The sequence below is a fragment of the Pseudomonas sp. GM78 genome, assembly GCF_000282475.1.
Lineage (GTDB): Bacteria > Pseudomonadota > Gammaproteobacteria > Pseudomonadales > Pseudomonadaceae > Aquipseudomonas.
In genome coordinates, this window is the sequence record NZ_AKJF01000037.1 from 31,101 (window position 1) to 47,214 (window position 16,114).

General features: G+C 60.5%; 15 protein-coding genes and 2 pseudogenes. 4 read left to right on the forward strand and 13 right to left on the reverse strand.

Translation table 11 applies throughout. The features are described 5' to 3' along the window. Positions 1-116 precede the first annotated feature (116 nt). Positions 117-1,475 (forward strand): DUF1329 domain-containing protein, encoded by a 1,359-nt coding sequence (locus PMI35_RS27360; protein WP_008055670.1) that lies wholly within the window; start codon positions 117-119, stop codon positions 1,473-1,475. Positions 1,476-1,610: 135 nt separating this feature from the next. On the opposite strand, the gene PMI35_RS27355 is transcribed toward PMI35_RS27360, so the two are convergent. Continuing rightward, complete coding sequence (locus PMI35_RS27355) at positions 1,611-1,991, reverse strand: hypothetical protein (protein WP_008055671.1); 381 nt, start codon at positions 1,989-1,991, stop codon at positions 1,611-1,613. A 200-nt stretch (positions 1,992-2,191) separates the two neighbouring features. Here PMI35_RS27355 and PMI35_RS27350 point away from each other — a divergent pair, with 200 nt between their 5' ends. Beyond that, on the forward strand, positions 2,192-2,704 hold the full coding sequence (locus PMI35_RS27350) for a DUF3016 domain-containing protein (protein ID WP_008055672.1): 513 nt from the start codon (positions 2,192-2,194) through the stop codon (positions 2,702-2,704). A 15-nt stretch (positions 2,705-2,719) separates the two neighbouring features. Here the strand turns inward: PMI35_RS27350 and PMI35_RS27345 are convergent, their stop codons facing one another. Next, the gene (locus PMI35_RS27345) at positions 2,720-6,862 is read right to left on the reverse strand and encodes a CheR family methyltransferase (RefSeq protein ID WP_008055674.1); all 4,143 of its coding nucleotides are present in this window, start codon (positions 6,860-6,862) and stop codon (positions 2,720-2,722) included. A gap of 408 nt (positions 6,863-7,270) precedes the next feature. On the opposite strand from PMI35_RS27345, the gene PMI35_RS35150 reads away from it, so the two are divergent. Further along, the gene (locus tag PMI35_RS35150; RefSeq protein WP_008055675.1) at positions 7,271-7,603 is read left to right on the forward strand and encodes a hypothetical protein; all 333 of its coding nucleotides are present in this window, start codon (positions 7,271-7,273) and stop codon (positions 7,601-7,603) included. A 7-nt stretch (positions 7,604-7,610) separates the two neighbouring features. Here PMI35_RS35150 and PMI35_RS27340 read toward each other — a convergent pair. The 4 genes and pseudogenes from PMI35_RS27340 to PMI35_RS27325 form a co-directional block, all read right to left on the reverse strand. Then, positions 7,611-8,447, reverse strand: a pseudogene (locus PMI35_RS27340) (TolC family protein); the annotation flags it as partial. A 30-nt stretch (positions 8,448-8,477) separates the two neighbouring features. Further along, a pseudogene (locus PMI35_RS27335) lies at positions 8,478-9,350 on the reverse strand (Ig-like domain-containing protein); the annotation flags it as partial. A 124-nt stretch (positions 9,351-9,474) separates the two neighbouring features. Beyond that, positions 9,475-9,684: a hypothetical protein gene (locus PMI35_RS27330; protein WP_008055678.1), complete on the reverse strand. Its 210-nt coding sequence runs from the start codon at positions 9,682-9,684 to the stop codon at positions 9,475-9,477. A gap of 93 nt (positions 9,685-9,777) precedes the next feature. After that, positions 9,778-10,614, reverse strand: coding sequence for a hypothetical protein (locus PMI35_RS27325; protein WP_008055680.1), 837 nt, complete (start codon positions 10,612-10,614; stop codon positions 9,778-9,780). Positions 10,615-10,793: 179 nt separating this feature from the next. On the opposite strand from PMI35_RS27325, the gene PMI35_RS27320 reads away from it, so the two are divergent. Then, complete coding sequence (locus PMI35_RS27320) at positions 10,794-11,435, forward strand: TetR/AcrR family transcriptional regulator (protein ID WP_008055681.1); 642 nt, start codon at positions 10,794-10,796, stop codon at positions 11,433-11,435. Positions 11,436-11,479: 44 nt separating this feature from the next. Here PMI35_RS27320 and PMI35_RS27315 read toward each other — a convergent pair whose 3' ends face one another. The 7 genes from PMI35_RS27315 to modA all read right to left on the reverse strand — a co-directional run. Then, on the reverse strand, positions 11,480-11,764 hold the full coding sequence (locus PMI35_RS27315) for a hypothetical protein (RefSeq protein ID WP_008055682.1): 285 nt from the start codon (positions 11,762-11,764) through the stop codon (positions 11,480-11,482). A gap of 196 nt (positions 11,765-11,960) precedes the next feature. Further along, positions 11,961-12,191, reverse strand: a complete 231-nt coding sequence (locus tag PMI35_RS27310) for a hypothetical protein (protein ID WP_008055683.1) — start codon at positions 12,189-12,191, stop codon at positions 11,961-11,963. A 128-nt stretch (positions 12,192-12,319) separates the two neighbouring features. Continuing rightward, positions 12,320-12,541 carry a hypothetical protein gene (locus PMI35_RS27305; protein ID WP_008055684.1) on the reverse strand — a complete coding sequence of 74 codons (222 nt, stop codon included), beginning with the start codon at positions 12,539-12,541 and terminating at the stop codon, positions 12,320-12,322. A gap of 72 nt (positions 12,542-12,613) precedes the next feature. Beyond that, positions 12,614-13,633, reverse strand: coding sequence for a DNA topoisomerase IB (locus PMI35_RS27300; RefSeq protein ID WP_008055685.1), 1,020 nt, complete (start codon positions 13,631-13,633; stop codon positions 12,614-12,616). Between the two features lie 75 nt (positions 13,634-13,708). After that, positions 13,709-14,788, reverse strand: a complete 1,080-nt coding sequence (modC, locus tag PMI35_RS27295; protein ID WP_008055686.1) for a molybdenum ABC transporter ATP-binding protein — start codon at positions 14,786-14,788, stop codon at positions 13,709-13,711. Between the two features lie 3 nt (positions 14,789-14,791). Further along, a complete protein-coding gene (gene modB / locus PMI35_RS27290) occupies positions 14,792-15,472 on the reverse strand; it encodes a molybdate ABC transporter permease subunit (protein ID WP_008055687.1) in 681 nt (226 codons plus the stop codon). After that, positions 15,473-16,114: molybdate ABC transporter substrate-binding protein (gene modA, locus PMI35_RS27285; RefSeq protein WP_008055688.1), on the reverse strand; the 642-nt coding region annotated here is incomplete at its 5' end.

Consider the following 16,114-nt stretch of genomic DNA (forward strand, 5'->3'; position numbering starts at 1 on the left):
CATGAACATAGCGTTTGTAGTACGCGTTCGAGGCGAAGTCAGTTGGCCGTGGCCCGACCTTGAAAAAACTTTCTAAACATTCGCATTGCCCGGATTCCGGGCAGGAGATCTACAGAATGATGTTCGTGAAAAGTTTGATGGCGACTTCCCTTGCAGTGGTGTGCACAACGGCGGTACAGGCCGCGGTTTCCCCCGAACAGGTGGCCAGGCTGGGCACCAGCCTGACCCTGGTGGGGGCGGAAAAGGCCGGTAATGCCGATGGCTCCATTCCGGCCTACAACGGCGGCCTGACCACCGCTCCGGCCAGCTTCAAGGCGGGCGACACTTTTCGTCCGGACCCCTTTGCCAGTGAAAAGCCGGTGCTGGTGATCGACGGCAAGAACATCCGCCAATACCAGGGCATGCTCACGGCCACCACGGCGAAGCTGATCGAGCGATATCCCAGCTACCGTGTCGATGTTTATCCGACCCACCGCACTGTAGTACTACCGCAGGCGGTACTGGATAACAGCGTGAAGAATGCTACCGGGGCCAAGTCCCTCGAAGGCGGGTTGGCCATCGACAACGTCTTGCCGGGCGTGCCATTCCCGATTCCGCAATCGGGCGCCGAGGCCATGTGGAACTTCCTGCTGCGTTACCAGGGCGTCAATATCAATGCCAAGTACGATTCCTGGAACGTCGACTCGGCCGGTGTGGCCAGCCTGGCGACCACTGCTCAAGCGTTCATCAACTACCCGATCTACGAGAACATGTCGCAGCCGATCACCAGCTCCGACGTGTACTACCAGATGAAACTGTATTACACCGGCCCGGCGCGGCGCGCCGGTGAAGCCATCATGCTCAAGGACGCCACCAACGCCATCGAGATGCCCCGCCGCGCCTGGCAGTATCTGCCTGGCCAGCGCCGAGTGAAGCTGGCCCCGAGCCTGGCCTACGACACGCCCAACCCGGGCACGGCCGGCACCGGCACCTACGACGACGTGTTCGTGTTCAACGGCGCGCTGGATCGCTACGACTGGAAGTTGGTGGGCAAGGAGGAAATGATCGTGCCCTACAACACCTACAAGCTGACCTACGCCCAGGATCCGAAATCGCTGACCACCTCCAACCATCTGGCACCGGATATGGTGCGCTGGGAGAAGCACCGCGTCTGGGTGGTGGAAGGCAACCTGAAGTCCGGCGCACGTCACGTTTACCAGAAGCGCCGCTTCTACCTGGATGAAGACAGCTGGGTGGCCCTGGCCTCTGACCAGTACGACTCCCGTGGCCAGCTCTACCGTGGTTCCTTCGCCTTCCTGAGCCAGAGCTATGACAAGCAGGTGCCGGACGCCACGCCATACATGATCTACGACCTGGTTGGCGGTTCCTACAACATCAACGGCGTGGTTGGCCCGTACGGCGGCATCCACTACATCAGTGCGCTGTCCAAGGCACAGTGGTCGCCCGAGTCCCTGGCAGGGGCGGGCATTCGCTAGCATCCATGTGCTGCGCTGGCGAGCCATCGCCAGTGTGGCCGGGTGTATGACTGTCGCCGTGAAGCTTATTTGAAAGCCATGAAAAAGCCCGGCACCTGGCCGGGCTCAGGAATGCTGCGGTCTGCACATTCAACGCTATGTGAAATACTTCGTAATCGCCTGCTTGCCTATTGCCGCCTCAATGTCCCGATAGGTGCGCTTCTCGGTCGCGCACAGCAGCGACCTGCCATCCCTGAGCTGCATCGAAAAGGTCAGTTCGACCTCATCGTCCGCCAGTATCACCCCGGCGACAGCGCCGATCGGTCCGAGGGCCAATGCGCCCGCCAACCCCAGGCCGACAGTGCTCGATACATCCCGATAAGACGTTTCACTGACGACCGTGGCATCGAGTATTTCGGATGTGGCAATCTTGAGGCCGGGCCATGGGTAGACAGCCGTTTCTATCGTGATGAACCCAGGTTCCAGCACTGCATTCCCCTCAAGGAAATCCCCGGCCAGGATTTTTATTTTTGCCATGTTGTGTCCTCCCTGTATGAGCTACAGGAAAATTCAACGCTTGCGGGGTGGGTGCGTCAACGCTCTCTGGACGAGGGTACCTTTTGCCCGACTAGTGGATTAGCGCGCCATGGATCATCCAGTACCCCACACATGTACCTGGGCGTAAACTGAATAGGGTGCAGCCTGCATCGAATCGCGCTGCGCCTGGAGGTGAGGCCATGCGCTCGATAATCGCTTGCATCTCGATCGCCCTGTTGGCGGTGCCACTCGCCAACGCAGCGTCTTCGGTCGAAGTCGTCTTCAAGAACCCCGAGAGTTTCAACGATGCCAGCCTGGATAGTCCGGGCTATGAACGGGGTGCCGATCCTTACGTCATGAACGCGTTGCGCAGCCATATCCAGAAACTGGGTGAGCGCTACCTGCCACCTAATCAGGCGTTGCAAATCGAAATACGCAACATCGACCTGGCCGGTCGCTACGAACCCTGGAGGCCCAATGCCTACGACGTGCGCTTCATGCGCGATATCACGTGGCCGAGCATCGATCTGCATTACGTGCTCAAGCAAAGCGGTGAGATCGTCAGTCAGGCCGACGCCAGGGTCATGGATCAGATGTACCTCCAGCGCCCGGGGCGCCTCAGCCGAAGTGACAGGCTCTATTCCGAGAAGGCCATGCTCTCGGACTGGTTCCGCAGGCAATTCGCGGGAAAACATCAGGTAGGGACGAATTGAACGGTACGCGGCCGTTCAGTAAGGCCGCGTACTGCAAGCCTCGTCAATGAGGTCGATGAAGTCGTCATGGGACACCGGCTTGCTCACGTGGTAGTCAAAGCCCGATTGCCTGGCCTTTTTCTCGTCGTCGCTGGTGGCATAGCCTGTCAGGGCGATGGCGGGCGTGTGTTTGAGTTGGGAAATCTGGCGGATGGCGCGGATGAACTGATGGCCATCCATGACCGGCATGCCGATGTCCGAAATGATCACGTCGTAGTTGCTGTCTTTGGCCGCCTTCAGGGCTTGCAACGGGTCACTGAAGGCTTCTACGTGGGCGTCTTCCATTTCCAGCAACATCTGCAGGACTTCCATGACGTCTCGGGAGTCATCCACCAGCAGCACTTTCTGCCCGACTAAACGCCCCTGTTCGGCGACGGCCGGTTGCTCGCTCGGTTGCTGCGAGGGCCGGGAGAGTGGCAACCGGATGGTGAAGGTACAACCGCGCCCAATGCCTTCGGACTGCACATCCACCGAACCGCCGTGGGCTTCCACCAGTTGGCGCACCAACGACAGGCCGATGCCCAGGCCTTCGCGCTGTTGCGGGGTGTGCTGGTTGTCCGCCTGGCTGAAGAGGTCGAACACTTTGTGCAGGTTGTCCTGTTCAAGCCCGGCGCCGCTGTCGATGACATCCAGGCGTGCCATGCCGTCAACCTGGCTGGCGATCAGTTCGACTCGACCGTTTGCCGGAGTGAACTTCAACGCGTTATTCACCAGGTTCCAGATGATCTGTTCCAGGCGTGTGCTGTCGGCATCCACCACCAGCGGCGGCTCGGGGGGTTGAGGCACCTCCAACGTGATGACGCACGGATGCTGGTCGTTGACGACCACGGTGTGAATGTCCTGGAGAATCCGTCCCAGGTCCACCGCCTGTTTTTTCAGCTTGAGCTTGCCGGTGCGCACCCGGGCGACGTCCAGCAGGTCGTCGATGATCCGTGCCTGGCTGGCGACGGCATCGCAGATGGTGTTCACGGCTTTCATGGCCGGCTCGGCGGATTTGGTCATCGGCAGGCGCCGCAGCAGTTCGGCATTGAGCTGGATGAGATTGAGCGGGTGCTTGAGTTCGTGGGACATCACCGCAAAGAACTCGTCCTTGAGGTGGCTGCTGGTCCGGGTTTCGGCCAGCTGCTGGCTTTGTTCGTCATGCATGCGCTTGTGACCGGTCAGGTCGCGGGCAATCTTCACATAGCCCTGCAGGTTCTCGCCCTGAAGCAGCGTGACTTCGCCACTGCAATAGAAGCGGCTGCCGTCCTTGCGCAGGTGCCAGCGTTCGTCTTCGCCGCGACCTTGCTCGCGGGTCTGGCGCAGCTCGGTTTCCGGCACGCCCGTCGCGCGGTCTTCGGGCACGAAAATCAGGTCGTAATACGCGCCGAGCACTTGCGCTTTGGTGTAGCCGAATATCAGCTCGGCACCGGTGTTCCAGTCGGTAATCACGCCATTCTCGTCCAGGATGATGATGGCAAAGTCGTGGGTGCTTTCCGCGACCAGGCGCATGCGTTCCTCGCCCAGGCGTAGCTCGTCTTCGGCGGCACGACGCTTGGTGATGTCGATGAAAGTCAGCACCGTGCCGTCGATATGATCCTCGCTGGAACGATAGGGCAACAATCTGGCGATGTACCAGCGCTGGTCAATGCTGCTGACCTCACGCTCGATCATGTTCAGCGAACCAAACACGGTCTGCGCATCCTCGACCATTTCCGGATAATCGAGCCGGTGGGTGATGTCCATCAACGAGCGCCCGGTATCGACCGGCAGCATGCTGAAGATGTCCGTGGCCCGGGGGGTGAACCAACGGATGCGCATGTTGCGATCGACGAACACCGTGGCGATGTCGGTGGAGGTAATCAGGTTGGACAGGTAGTCGTTGATCTTGTCGGTTTCTTCAACCTTGGTCTTGAGCTCGTAGTTGACCGTCAGCAGTTCTTCGTTGATCGACTGCAGTTCTTCCTTGCTGGTTTCCAGCTCTTCGGTGGCCGAACGCAGCTCTTCGTTGATGGCCTGCATTTCTTCGTTCGACGCCTTGAGTTCTTCACTGGAGACTTCCGAGTCTTCGATCGTCTCCTGCAAGTGCGTCTTGGTGCGCTGCAGTTCATGCTCGAGACTGGCCAGCAGCTGGTTGTCGCTCTCGTTCGAAGCCACATCCAACTGTAGATCCGCAATGATTTCCTGCTCCTCGAAGATCACCAGCACGTACTCGCTGTCGCTCTCTTCATCCTTGTACGGGTGCGCGGTCAGGTCCACCTGGTAATAGCGCTGCTCGCGTTCGATCCGCACTTTGTTCGAGGTGACTGGCGCGCCTGTTTGATGAACCTGGTACAGCATCGTGCGCAGCTCCAGGCGCAATTCCGCAAGCGCGAGTGCCAGCAAGCTGCGGGTTAATTCCCCCGCCACATACCGCAGGAAGCGCCCGGCGCCTTCACTCAAGTGCAGGATGTTGCCATTGGCGTCGACAATGATGCTCGGTGGCGCGGTCGTTTCCAGCGCGCGCAGATGGATATCGGCGAAGGAAATCTTGCGAGTCGGTTTGGTTTCGATGGGGCTGGCGGTGGTGGGGATTCGCGCGTGGCCATCGCGAAACAGCGCCGGAGCGCGCCGGGCGGAAGTCGAAGCGCTCCTGGCGCGGAAGATGCGATTGCGTTTGTCCACCGGGGTAAACAGGTCCGGACAACCGTCGGCGAATTCGGAGGACCCCAAGAACAGGTAGCCACCTGGCCGCAAGGCAAAATGAAACATCTCGTAGAGAGTGCGTTGTACGTCGCGGTCCAGGTAAATCAGCAGGTTCCGGCAGACGATCAGGTCGATCTGCGAGAACGGTGGGTCGAGCAACAAGCTGTGCCTGGCGAACAGCACCTTGTCACGGATTTCCTTGTGCACCCTGAAGTTCTGGCCCTCCTTGACGAAATGCTGACGCAGGCGCTGTGGCGGGACATCAGTGACGATCGCCCCGGGATAGACACCTTTGCGCCCAAAGGCAATGGCGCGCTCATCGATGTCAGTGGCAAACACTTGCACTTTGGCCGTGGCCGCGTCGAGTGCCAATTGCTCGCTCACCAGAATGGCCACGCTGTAGGCTTCTTCGCCGGTCGAACAGCCGGCTGACCAGACGCGGATTTCCTCACGGTGCGGCTGGCTGTTGCGCAACGATTTCACCAGGTTGGGCACCACTTCACGTTCCAGCGCTTCGAAGGCTTCGCGGTCGCGGAAAAAGTTGGTCACGCCGATCAACATGTCGCCCAGCAGTGCGTTGTTTTCTTCCGGGTACGCTTGTAGGTAGTCATAGTAGGCGGCCAGGTCTCGCTGGGCGGTCACCTGCAAGCGCCGCTCGATCCGGCGCAGCACCGTGGCGCGCTTGTAGTGCTTGAAATCGTGGCCGGTATTCGTGCGCAAATGCAGCAGAATGTCCTGCAGCAAACGCTCGGTCATCGCTGCTTCCCGTTCGGCGGGAAGGGGCGTCTTGAGGCCAGGATCATTGGCACCGGGCAGGGTAATGGTCTGTGCGTTGTGCCAGAGCTCCAGCAGTTTTTGTGGCATTTCCGCCACCGGCATTACCAGGTCGACCATCTGTGTGTCGATGGCCGCGCGCGGCATGCTGTCGAACTCGGCTTCTTCGGGCGTCTGGACCAGGGTGACCCCCCCTTGCTCCTTGATGCGCGACAGGCCGACCGCGCCATCGGAGCCGGCGCCGGACAGCACCACGCAAAACGCCCGCTCCTTGTGCACATTCGCCAAGTCCCTGAAGAACAGATCGATCGCGATGTGGCTGCCCGCCGACCGCTGTGCAGGGGCGACCGACAGATAGCCGTCGTTCATGATCAGGTCATGGGCCGGCGAGATGACGTACACCGAGTTTTTCTCGATCGAGATCGTCTCGGTCACCTGGCGCACCGGCATTTGCGTGACGTCCTGGATGATCCGGTCGGCAATGCTTTCATGGTCTGGGGCGAGATGGAGAATCACCACGAACGCCATGCCATTGTCATTGGGCATATGCTCGAAGAACGATTTCACCGCGTTGAGGCCACCGGCAGAAGCGCCAATCCCGACCACCGGGAATGCAAGGTCGCTGGGGATCAGTTCCTTTCGTTGCGGAACATTGGGTGAGCGCTTCGCAGTGGTTTTCATAGGGTTCACCTCAATCGCCGGGGCAGGATCTGCCTCCAGCTGCCCAACGTAAACCGCGATTTCGGTAGCTGCTCCATGCAGAAGGGGTACAGAGCCAGGTAGCGCTGAACGGTAACGTAGCGTCGGTCTGCGTATAGGTTGTGACCACGCAATCTCCGTTGAGTATCAACCTTTTCACTGGAAAAATCAGATTGATTCCCAAGTATGGAGATCACTGTTTAATCCATTTGGAAAAACTAAATTTGCAGAAAGTTCGATATTGAAAATATATGTTTGGGGGGAATTGCGTGGCGGAAAACCACCCGACAAATGGCAGCGTTCAGGAAGTTGACGCTGTAGATTTGTCGTACTAAATATTTCGTACTGCGTTGGTTTTCATTGATATTCAAACAAGAGGAGGCCGCGAAGATGATGCGCAGAGGTTCCACTTATTGGCTCTGGGCGGACTGCGAGTTGCACTGTCGGTCGCACGACGAATTGCAAGATGATGGCACCCTGATTGATGTTCAAACCAGAGTTTCGAGAAAGGGCAGAACGCAGTTATTCATCGGTGTCTACGACAAAAACGGATCGCCCCTGTTTGAAGAGGCCCAAGACTGCTTGCCCCACGATACGATGACGACAGCGCTGGCGTGGGGTGTATGTCGTGCGCGGGAAGTTGCCGCGGGTAACCTGGTCATGAATGCCCGGACTGGCCGGAGTCACAGCGCGGCCAGCGATTCCCAGCGATCCGCCGGTTGAAATCCGCGACTTCCGGCAATGGCGGCTCGGTGGTGTCGGCCAGGACCATTTTTGAGCCCGGTGGCAACGACATCAGGGCCGCCAGTTCCGCCTGAGCGAACTCCAGGTCCTGGCGGCGCACGGTCAGCAGGTAGATCGAGTCGAGCAGGGCGCGTTGGTAGGCGAGGATTTCCTGGCGCGGCAACAGGCCCCGGTTTTCCGCGTCACGGGCCGAGGTCAGGGCGGTGTGGGTGCGGATCAGCAGTTTGTCGACTTCCGGCATCAGGCGCTGGGCGCCGAGCGCGCGCCAGTAGGCGTTGCGCACATCCTGCAGCACGTTCTGTGCGACTTTGCGCCGGCGTTCCTCGGCCATCAGGATCTGATCGGATTTCTGCTGGGTGCGGTAATAGGCCACGCCGAAATCCAGCAGGCTCCAGCTCAGCCCCAGGCCATAGAGTTCGCGATAGCGTTCTTCGGAGGTCGATGCGCGCAAACTGACCTGCCGGTCCTCGATGCCAATGGAGGTACCGCCGGAGTCGTTGTTGCGTCCGGCATACCCGGCCGACGCCACCAGGCGTGGCAGCATCTCATGGCTCGACACGTCGCGCAGGTCCGAGGCCAGGGCGCTTTCCATCAATTTGAGGCGATAGTCGAGGTTGTACTTGAGCGCTCGCGCGGCCGCCTCATAAAAGGTGATGGGCGCAGTGACGGCTTCCTGGCCGGAATACATGCGCGATTGATCGGCGAGGATACGCTGGCGGTTTTCCTCCTCGGTGGCGGGTTTGGGCTCCAGCGATGAGCATGCGCTGAGCAGCAGCGTCGAAACGAGGGCGGAGCTCAATAGCCTGGTCGCGGTTCTTTGCATATTCAATCCTTTGCGTTTACCGGTTCTTATTCAGTTCGACGGATTTTCGGGTTCACGATTGACCGGGTACAGCCTGGTGGCGGCATTGCGTAACTGGGCGCTGAAGCCCCGGGCCTGGCGTGGTTCGGCCGGTTTCTCGGCTTGCGCCGGGCCCTGGGTCATGTGGGCACTGTCGATGGTGAACAGCGACGGATCGCTCAACAGGCCATCGGCGCTCAGGCTGGTGCGGCCCTGGCGTCCGAGAATCCACAGCAAGTCCAGGTCGCTTTCCAGGCGACTTTCACGCACGGCCTGGGCGACGAACTGGCCGGGCACGATGCCCAGTCCCGCGCCCAGCGAATCGCTGGTGAATTCGCCCACGCTGGCGAGGCGCAGGTTGGAACCCCCCGCGCCCCAGGTCGAGACTTCGAGTAAACGGGCCTCGCGTTCCACCACCGGGGTGATGAAGATCGCAGGGGTCGGATCAGGCACGCGCAAGTTGGCGTTGCGGTCGTTCGGGTCGCGGTCGAAGAAGTTGCCCTGCGGTGCCGGGATGAACGGTGTGGCGATGTCCAGGGCGATCACCAGTTCGGCCTGGTCGGTCGCGCCGTTGATGTCGCTGACGGTGTAGGTAAAGACGTCCTGCAGCACCTGGCCCAGTCCGGCGGCGGCCAGCACCGCGGGGTTGCTCTGGTCGATGGTGTAGGTGTAGCTGCCATCGGCGTTGAGGATCAACGTGCCATAGAGGCCGAGGATCGGCTGGCCGATCACGCCGGCCGTGCCGGTGCCGGTTTCGCTGCCGGTGCGCACGGCGACCACTTGCAAGCCGTCGTTGGCATCCACGTCGCTGTCGTTGGGCAGGACGTTGCCGGTGGCTTGCGGTGCCGGTACCTGATCGCTGGCCGTGGCGCTGTCGTTCTGCGCCGGGCAAAACCTTTTGCTTACTTTTCGGCGTTTGGAAAAGTGAGTCGCCGTAAGGGCGAAACCATAAGTCGCCGTTACCGCAGCAACGGATATGTACACCGAAAAAAGGGTCAGGCGCGCCTCCCTACTCCTGTTTATCCTCACCGCCCAAATCCGCCTTGCGCCGATCACTGCCGTTCGGGTTGCCGACATTGATCAGCCTTCTTTCCAGCAGAATGTTTTGCAGTGCCTCACGCTCTGACGGGGACATCTGGTGCTCTCGCTCCTTGAGTTCAAGCAGGATCGGGCTGGACCACTGGCGATAGGTTTGTTCGGCATTACGCGTGGATGACATCGGTTCCTCCTTGAGTTGATTTCTGCCAATCAAAACGCCTCGGTTCGATACGCAAAGTGACCCTAGCCGAGGAAGGCGATTGTTGCCAATGCCTCACATCGGACAAGCCCATGCACCGGCTGCAGCGGTACGCCGGGCGTAGTCGCGAAAGTCCCGCGCCGGCCGTCCCAGCGCACGTTGCACACCGTCGCCGAGCGCGGTGTTACGGCCATCGAGTACGGTGGTGAAAAGGTACATGACGAGGTCGATCAGCTGGGGCGCAAGCTGTTGCTGTTCCAGCGCCTGGCGATACTCACCGGCCGGCACAGAGATGAACCCGATGTCGCGGTTTGCTGCGCGGCCAATCTCGGCAACCGCCTCGGCGAACGTCAGCGCCCGTGGCCCGGTCAATTCATAGAGCTGACCTGAGTGACCGGGTTGGGTCAGTGCCGCGACGGCGACGTCGGCAATGTCCTCTGCGTCGACAAATGGCTCCGCGACAGGGCCGACGGGCAGGGCCAGTTCGCCTTGCAGGAGCGGCTCGAGAAAGTGCGCTTCGCTGAAGTTCTGGCAGAACCAGCTGGCCCGGAGTAGGGTCCAGTCGACGACACTGTTGCGCACCACGCTTTCGGCCTGTTGCGCCTCGATTTCCCCGCGGCCCGACAACAACACCAACTTGCGCACGCCCAGTTCAACGGCCTGGTCGGTGAATGCCTGAATGCTCTCCAGGGCGCCTGGTACCGCAAGGTCGGGTTGATAGCAGATGTAGGCCGAGTGAACTCCTTCGAGCGGTGTGGCCCAGGTCGATCGATCGTCCCAGTCAAAGGCAGGGTTCGCCCCTCGGCAACCCTGGCGAACGGGCAAGCCGAGCGCTTGCAGGCGTTGAACGATACGCCGACCGGTTTTGTTCGTCGCGCCGAGAATCAGGATGGGCTCTTGAGAGGTTTTCATCGCGTTCATCTCCAATGAATAATGTGAGTGATGCTCACGTTTAAAAGATGATAAACCCTCATATTTCCCCGTCAATCGACCGAAGCGCAAAACCGACGTATGGACGCGACCTGTTGGGTCCGCCTGCGCACAATGCTAAGGTGAGTGATTGTCATGTTATTGATCGGGGAGGCAGCCACGTGCCGGACCACACCACTGAAGTGTCCCAGCAGGCGCCGAGTCGACGGGTTCCTGCGCAACAACGCAGCCGTGAGCGTCAGGAGCGAATTCTTGCGGTGGCCACGGAGTTGATTGCAAGCAAGGGCAGCGATCAGGTGAAGATGAGTGAAATCGCCGGGCTGTCACAGATTTCGATTGGCTCGCTTTATCAGTACTTCCCCGACAAAAGCTCGATCGTTCGCACCTTGGCCGAACGCTATAACGCCCAGAGCCGTGACTGTATCGAGGCGGCGCTAAGTGCGGTCGAGGATGTGCAAGGGTTGCAAGCAGCCTATACGGCGCTGCTCGATGAGTATTACGAGATCGTATTGGCAACGCCGGCAATGCGCGATATCTGGTCCGGCATGCAGGCCGACAAGCAATTGCTCCAGCTGGAACTGCAGGAGAGTCGAATCGCCGGCGCCATGCTCGCCCAAGCCATGCAGCGGGTAGCGCCAGGCGCCGACGCGCAGCGCCTGGCGGATTCGGCATTTTTGATCTGGCACCTGGGTGAGGCGACCATGAGGCTAGCGGTTTCATCCGGGCCTGAGGAAGGCCGCCGGTTGGTGGAAGCTTTCAAGCGCATGTCGCTGCACGAAATCCTCGGGCTGGTGCGTCAATAACCAGTAAGGATTGGGCCAACGGGTTCGACCCAATCCTGTTGTCTCTAGACAAAGGCTTGCCCATGAAAACCCCGTGGCAGCCGTTGCAGTCCGGCCATGGCGGTGAGCCGCTCGGTCCAGGCCTGGCGCCAGTCATTGACCACCTGAACGGTTTTGGCCTTGCGGGCGGCGCGGCGGGCAGCGTTGCGTTCGGTTTTTCGCGCCTCTTTATAAGCGTCGGTGTTTCGACAGCTTCTGCATTTCACCCGATTCAGTTCCCGGGTGGAGGTGAGGTTGCTGCCCTTGTGACCGCAGGCAAGGTGCCCGCTGACTTTGAAGTGGGTGACCATCAAAACGCCTCCTTCGTAACGAAGTAAACGTTGGACAACCCTGTTTTAGTGATGTTCGCCGCTTGCGGGCACAAAAAAATCCCAGCGCCTGGCTGGGTTGGGGCAGGAGTCAGACAGACACGCACGCGGTGACGATAGCGTCGCCGGTCATGCGTCCCGCGTCAGGTCGTGTCTGTGCATCGGTATCCAGACGGGATCATCTGAACCGTGGCAGTGGTGGGTCGACTGGCTTGAGCGACGACAGTGTATTGCGGATCAGCGGTGTATCCTTTTCGATGTCGTTCAGACGATCACGAATTCTTAGCGCAGTCGGGTGTCCGCCTTGATGATCGACCCAGTCGGCGATTTCCTTGCACGCGGCAGCCAGGCGGACCTGACGGGAGTCGAGCAGGGTGAGCAGGGTGGTGATGGACTCTTTTTCGGACATCGGGAACACCTCCATTGAGAAAACCTGAAGATTGGCAGTAAAAAGCCCGCCGCAAGCGAGCTTTCTACCGATGGGGCGCCGATCCTTCAGCCTTCAGTATAGACCCGTAACCGCTTGGCGGATGTTCGTCAGCCTTGCCGGACCGTCATTTGCGACCGGGCATTGAGCTGTTGGCATATGCGTTGGGCATCACGTTCAAGATCGTAGCCGTCACCGATGAAACCGTTGGTGCGGGTATCGGCGATGCGGTACCAGACGGCGGCTTCAGCGGGTTGATGTACGGTTTCTCCAGCCCGGCGCCCATGGATGATGATCTTGTTGCAGCGCTTGACGACGAAAATGTCTTCCATGGCTTCACCGCAGCTGATTGGCGTACAGATCAACTATAGAAGCCATTTGCAATCGTGCAAAAAATAGGCAGGTCAGTTCGTCGGCTCAACGGCCATTTTCTCCAGCAGCATCGCCAGCCCGACTTCCTCTGCCCGCAGGCCTTTGCGCACCCTCGGCCTTGGCAGTTGCGCCAGGGCGCCGAGCACAAAACCCTCAAGCACCGCCGGGTGGATGTAGCACTTGCGGCAGACTGCCGGGGTGTTGCCCAACTGCCTGGCAACGTCCTTGACCATCGTCACCACGTGCTGTTTGGCCTGTGATTCGGGTTGCCACTCCAGCTCGCGCAACACCGCCAGGGCCAGGACGCTGCCGGCCCAGGTGCGGTAGTCCTTGGCGGTGAAGTCGGCGCCGGTCAGGGTTTGCAGGTAGGTGTTGACGTCGGCGGAAGTGATGGTGTGTCGCTCACCGTTTTCATCGAGGTATTGAAACAGGTTTTGCCCGGGAATTTCCTGGCAGCGCTTGATGATTCGCGCCAGCCGCCGGTCCTTCACGGTGATTTGATGTTCGACGCCGCTCTTGCCGCGAAACTGGAACAGGATGGCGCTGCCGTTGACCTCCACATGCCGGTTGCGCAGGGTGGTCAGGCCGTAGGAGCGGTTGTCCCGAGCGTACTGGGTATTGCCGACGCGGATCAGCGTTGCGTCGAGCAAAGTGATGACCGTGGCCATGACCTTGTCGCGGCTCAAGCCCGGTGCCGCCAACAAGGCTTCCAGGTGTTTGCGCAATTTTGGCAAGGCCAGGCCGAAATCCCGCAGGCGCGAGTATTTGTCGCTGTCGCGCACCTCGCGCCAGCGCGGGTGGTAGCGGTACTGCTTGCGCCCGCGAGCGTCGCGGCCGGTGGCCTGCAGGTGACCGCGCGGGTCGGTGCAGATCCACACGTCGGTGTAGGCCGGCGGCACTGCCAGGGCATTGATGCGCTGGATTTCCTGGGGGTCGACAATGCGCTGGCCCGTGGGGTGGAAATAACAGAATTTGCCGCGCAGTTTGCGGCGGGTGATGCCCGGCTGGGTGTCATCGACGTAATGCAGGTCACGGGGCAGTGCATCGGGCATGGCGATTGTCCTGGGCGAAGGATCGGGGGCCGTTACAGCCATTGACCCCGCGCCGCGCCAGTCGTGCCCGCGCCGTTATGCCAGCACGGCCACAGCCTTGATCTGCGCCCAGAGTCGCTGGCCCGGGTGCAGGTGCAAGTGGTCCCGGGAATAGCGGGTGATACGCGCCAGCAAAGGGCTGCCCTCGGCGTCCAGGCGCACCAGCACATGGGCGCTGTTGTCGGCAGGCATTTCACTGACCACCGTGACCGGCAGGCGATTGAGGATGCTGCTTTGGTAATCGCCTTGCAGGCTGAGGCTGACATCCCGCGCTTGTACCTTGCAACGCAACGCCTGGCCCGTGGCCATCGGCGTGTGCGTCACGCGAATGTTCAGGTCCGTATCGGGCAGTTGCAGCGTCAACAGCTGGTAGTGGGCGTCATAGGCGGCGACATGCCCCTGGATCACCACGCCGGCGTCGTCACCCAGCGCCAGCGGCAAGTCCAGGCGTGCCAGGGTCTGGCCGATGGGACCGCTGGCCAGTGCCTTGCCGTCGCTGAGCAGGACGATGTGGTCGGCCAGATGTGCGACTTCATCCTGGGAGTGGCTGACATAAAGCACCGGGATGTCCAGCTCATCGTGCAGGCGTTGCAGGTAAGGCAGGATCTCGCTTTTGCGTTGTGCGTCCAGCGCTGCCAGGGGTTCGTCCATCAACAGCAGTGTCGGGCTGGTGAGCAGGGCGCGCGCCATGCCGACACGCTGGCGTTCGCCGCCGGAAAGGTGCTGCGGATGCCGGTCGAGCAAGTGACTGATGCCCAACAGTTCGGTCGCGTGCGCCATGTCGACCCGGCGCTGGGACTTGGGAATGCGCTTGAGGCCGAACTGCAGGTTGGCCAGCACCGACAGATGAGGGAACAGGCTGGCTTCCTGAAACACGTAACCCAGTTCGCGCTTGTGCGGCGGGACGAAAATCCCCTTGGCGCTGTCTTGCCACAGATGCTCGTTGACTTGGATAAATCCCTGATCAGCCCGTTCCAGCCCGGCGATGCAGCGCAGGCAGGTGGTCTTGCCAGAACCGGAGTGCCCGAACAGCGCGGTCACCCCGCGGCCGGGCAACTGCAAATCGACATCCAGGGCGAACCCCGGATAACTCAGCTTCAGACGCATTTGAATCATCGATCAGCTCCAGCCCGCTTTGGTTTTACGGCTGGAGTACAGCGCCAGCAACACCGCAAAAGAGAACACCAGCATGACCCCGGCCAGCCAATGGGCCTGGGCATATTCCATGGCTTCGACGTGATCGTAGATCTGCACCGAGACCACTCGGGTCTTGTCGGGGATGTTGCCGCCGATCATCAGCACCACGCCGAATTCGCCGACGGTGTGGGCAAAGCCGAGGATGGCCGCGGTGATGAACCCAGGCCGGGCCAGGGGCAGGGTGACGCTGAAAAATGTGTCCAGGGGACCTGCGCGCAGGGTCGCGGCCACTTCCAATGGGCGGGTGCCAATGGCGGAAAAAGCGTTTTGCAGCGGCTGGACCACGAACGGCATCGAATACAGCACCGAGCCGATCACCAAGCCTGCAAAACTGAAGGTGAGGGTGCCCAGCCCCAGGGATTGGGTGAACTGACCGACAAACCCGTGGGGGCCGAGCGCCAGCAACAGATAGAAACCGATTACCGTGGGTGGCAACACCAGCGGCAGGGCGACGATCGCCCCGACCGGGCCGCGCAGCCAGGATTGGGTGCGCGAGAGCCATAATGCCAGCGGAGTGCCGACCAGCAGCAGGATGACGGTCGTCAGGGACGCCAGTTTCAGGGTCAGCCAGATGGCGGAAAAGTCGGCACTCGAGAGCGACATTTAGATCTGGTAACCGTAGGACTTGATCACAGCCGCGGCTTTTGGCCCCTTGAGGTACTCAACCAGTGCCTTGGCGGCGGGGTTGTCCTTGCCCTTATTGAGGATCACGGCGTCTTGTTTGATCGGGTCGTGCAGGTTGGCCGGGACGATCCACGCCGAACCGCTGGTGATCTTGCCGTCCTTGTAGATCTGCGACAGCGCGACAAAACCCAGCTCGGCGTTGCCGGTGGACACGAACTGGTAGGCCTGGGTGATGTTCTGGCCTTCGACGATCTTGTCCTTGACCTTGTCGGTCAGGTCTTGCTTGGCCAGCACTTGGGTCGCCGCCAGGCCATAAGGCGCGGCTTTCGGGTTGGCGATGGACAGGTGCTGATATTGGTTATCGGCCAGGACTTTGCCCTTGGCGTCGACGTAACCTTCCTTGGCCGACCACAGCGCCAGCGTGCCGATAGCGTAGGTGAAGCGCGAGCCCTTGACGGTGTCGCCTTCGGCCTCAAGTTTTTGCGGGGTGGTGTCGTCTGCCGAGAGGAACACCTCGAACGGCGCGCCATTCTTGATCTGGGTGTAGAACTGGCCGGTTGCGCCGAAGGCCGTGACCAGCTTGTGCCCGGTGTCCTTCTCGAAATCGGCGGCGATGGCCTG

Coding starts and splice junctions, on each gene's coding strand:
- PMI35_RS27315 (WP_008055682.1), bottom strand. CDS start 11,764: ATGGTCACCCACTTCAAAGTCAGCGGGCACCTTGCCTGCGGTCACAAG.
- PMI35_RS27350 (WP_008055672.1), top strand. CDS start 2,192: ATGCGCTCGATAATCGCTTGCATCTCGATCGCCCTGTTGGCGGTGCCA.
- PMI35_RS27355 (WP_008055671.1), bottom strand. CDS start 1,991: ATGGCAAAAATAAAAATCCTGGCCGGGGATTTCCTTGAGGGGAATGCA.
- PMI35_RS27360 (WP_008055670.1), top strand. CDS start 117: ATGATGTTCGTGAAAAGTTTGATGGCGACTTCCCTTGCAGTGGTGTGC.
- PMI35_RS27300 (WP_008055685.1), bottom strand. CDS start 13,633: ATGCCCGATGCACTGCCCCGTGACCTGCATTACGTCGATGACACCCAG.
- modB (WP_008055687.1), bottom strand. CDS start 15,472: ATGTCGCTCTCGAGTGCCGACTTTTCCGCCATCTGGCTGACCCTGAAA.
- modC (WP_008055686.1), bottom strand. CDS start 14,788: ATGATTCAAATGCGTCTGAAGCTGAGTTATCCGGGGTTCGCCCTGGAT.
- PMI35_RS27325 (WP_008055680.1), bottom strand. CDS start 10,614: ATGAAAACCTCTCAAGAGCCCATCCTGATTCTCGGCGCGACGAACAAA.
- PMI35_RS27310 (WP_008055683.1), bottom strand. CDS start 12,191: ATGTCCGAAAAAGAGTCCATCACCACCCTGCTCACCCTGCTCGACTCC.
- PMI35_RS35150 (WP_008055675.1), top strand. CDS start 7,271: ATGATGCGCAGAGGTTCCACTTATTGGCTCTGGGCGGACTGCGAGTTG.
- PMI35_RS27305 (WP_008055684.1), bottom strand. CDS start 12,541: ATGGAAGACATTTTCGTCGTCAAGCGCTGCAACAAGATCATCATCCAT.
- PMI35_RS27345 (WP_008055674.1), bottom strand. CDS start 6,862: ATGAAAACCACTGCGAAGCGCTCACCCAATGTTCCGCAACGAAAGGAA.
- PMI35_RS27330 (WP_008055678.1), bottom strand. CDS start 9,684: ATGTCATCCACGCGTAATGCCGAACAAACCTATCGCCAGTGGTCCAGC.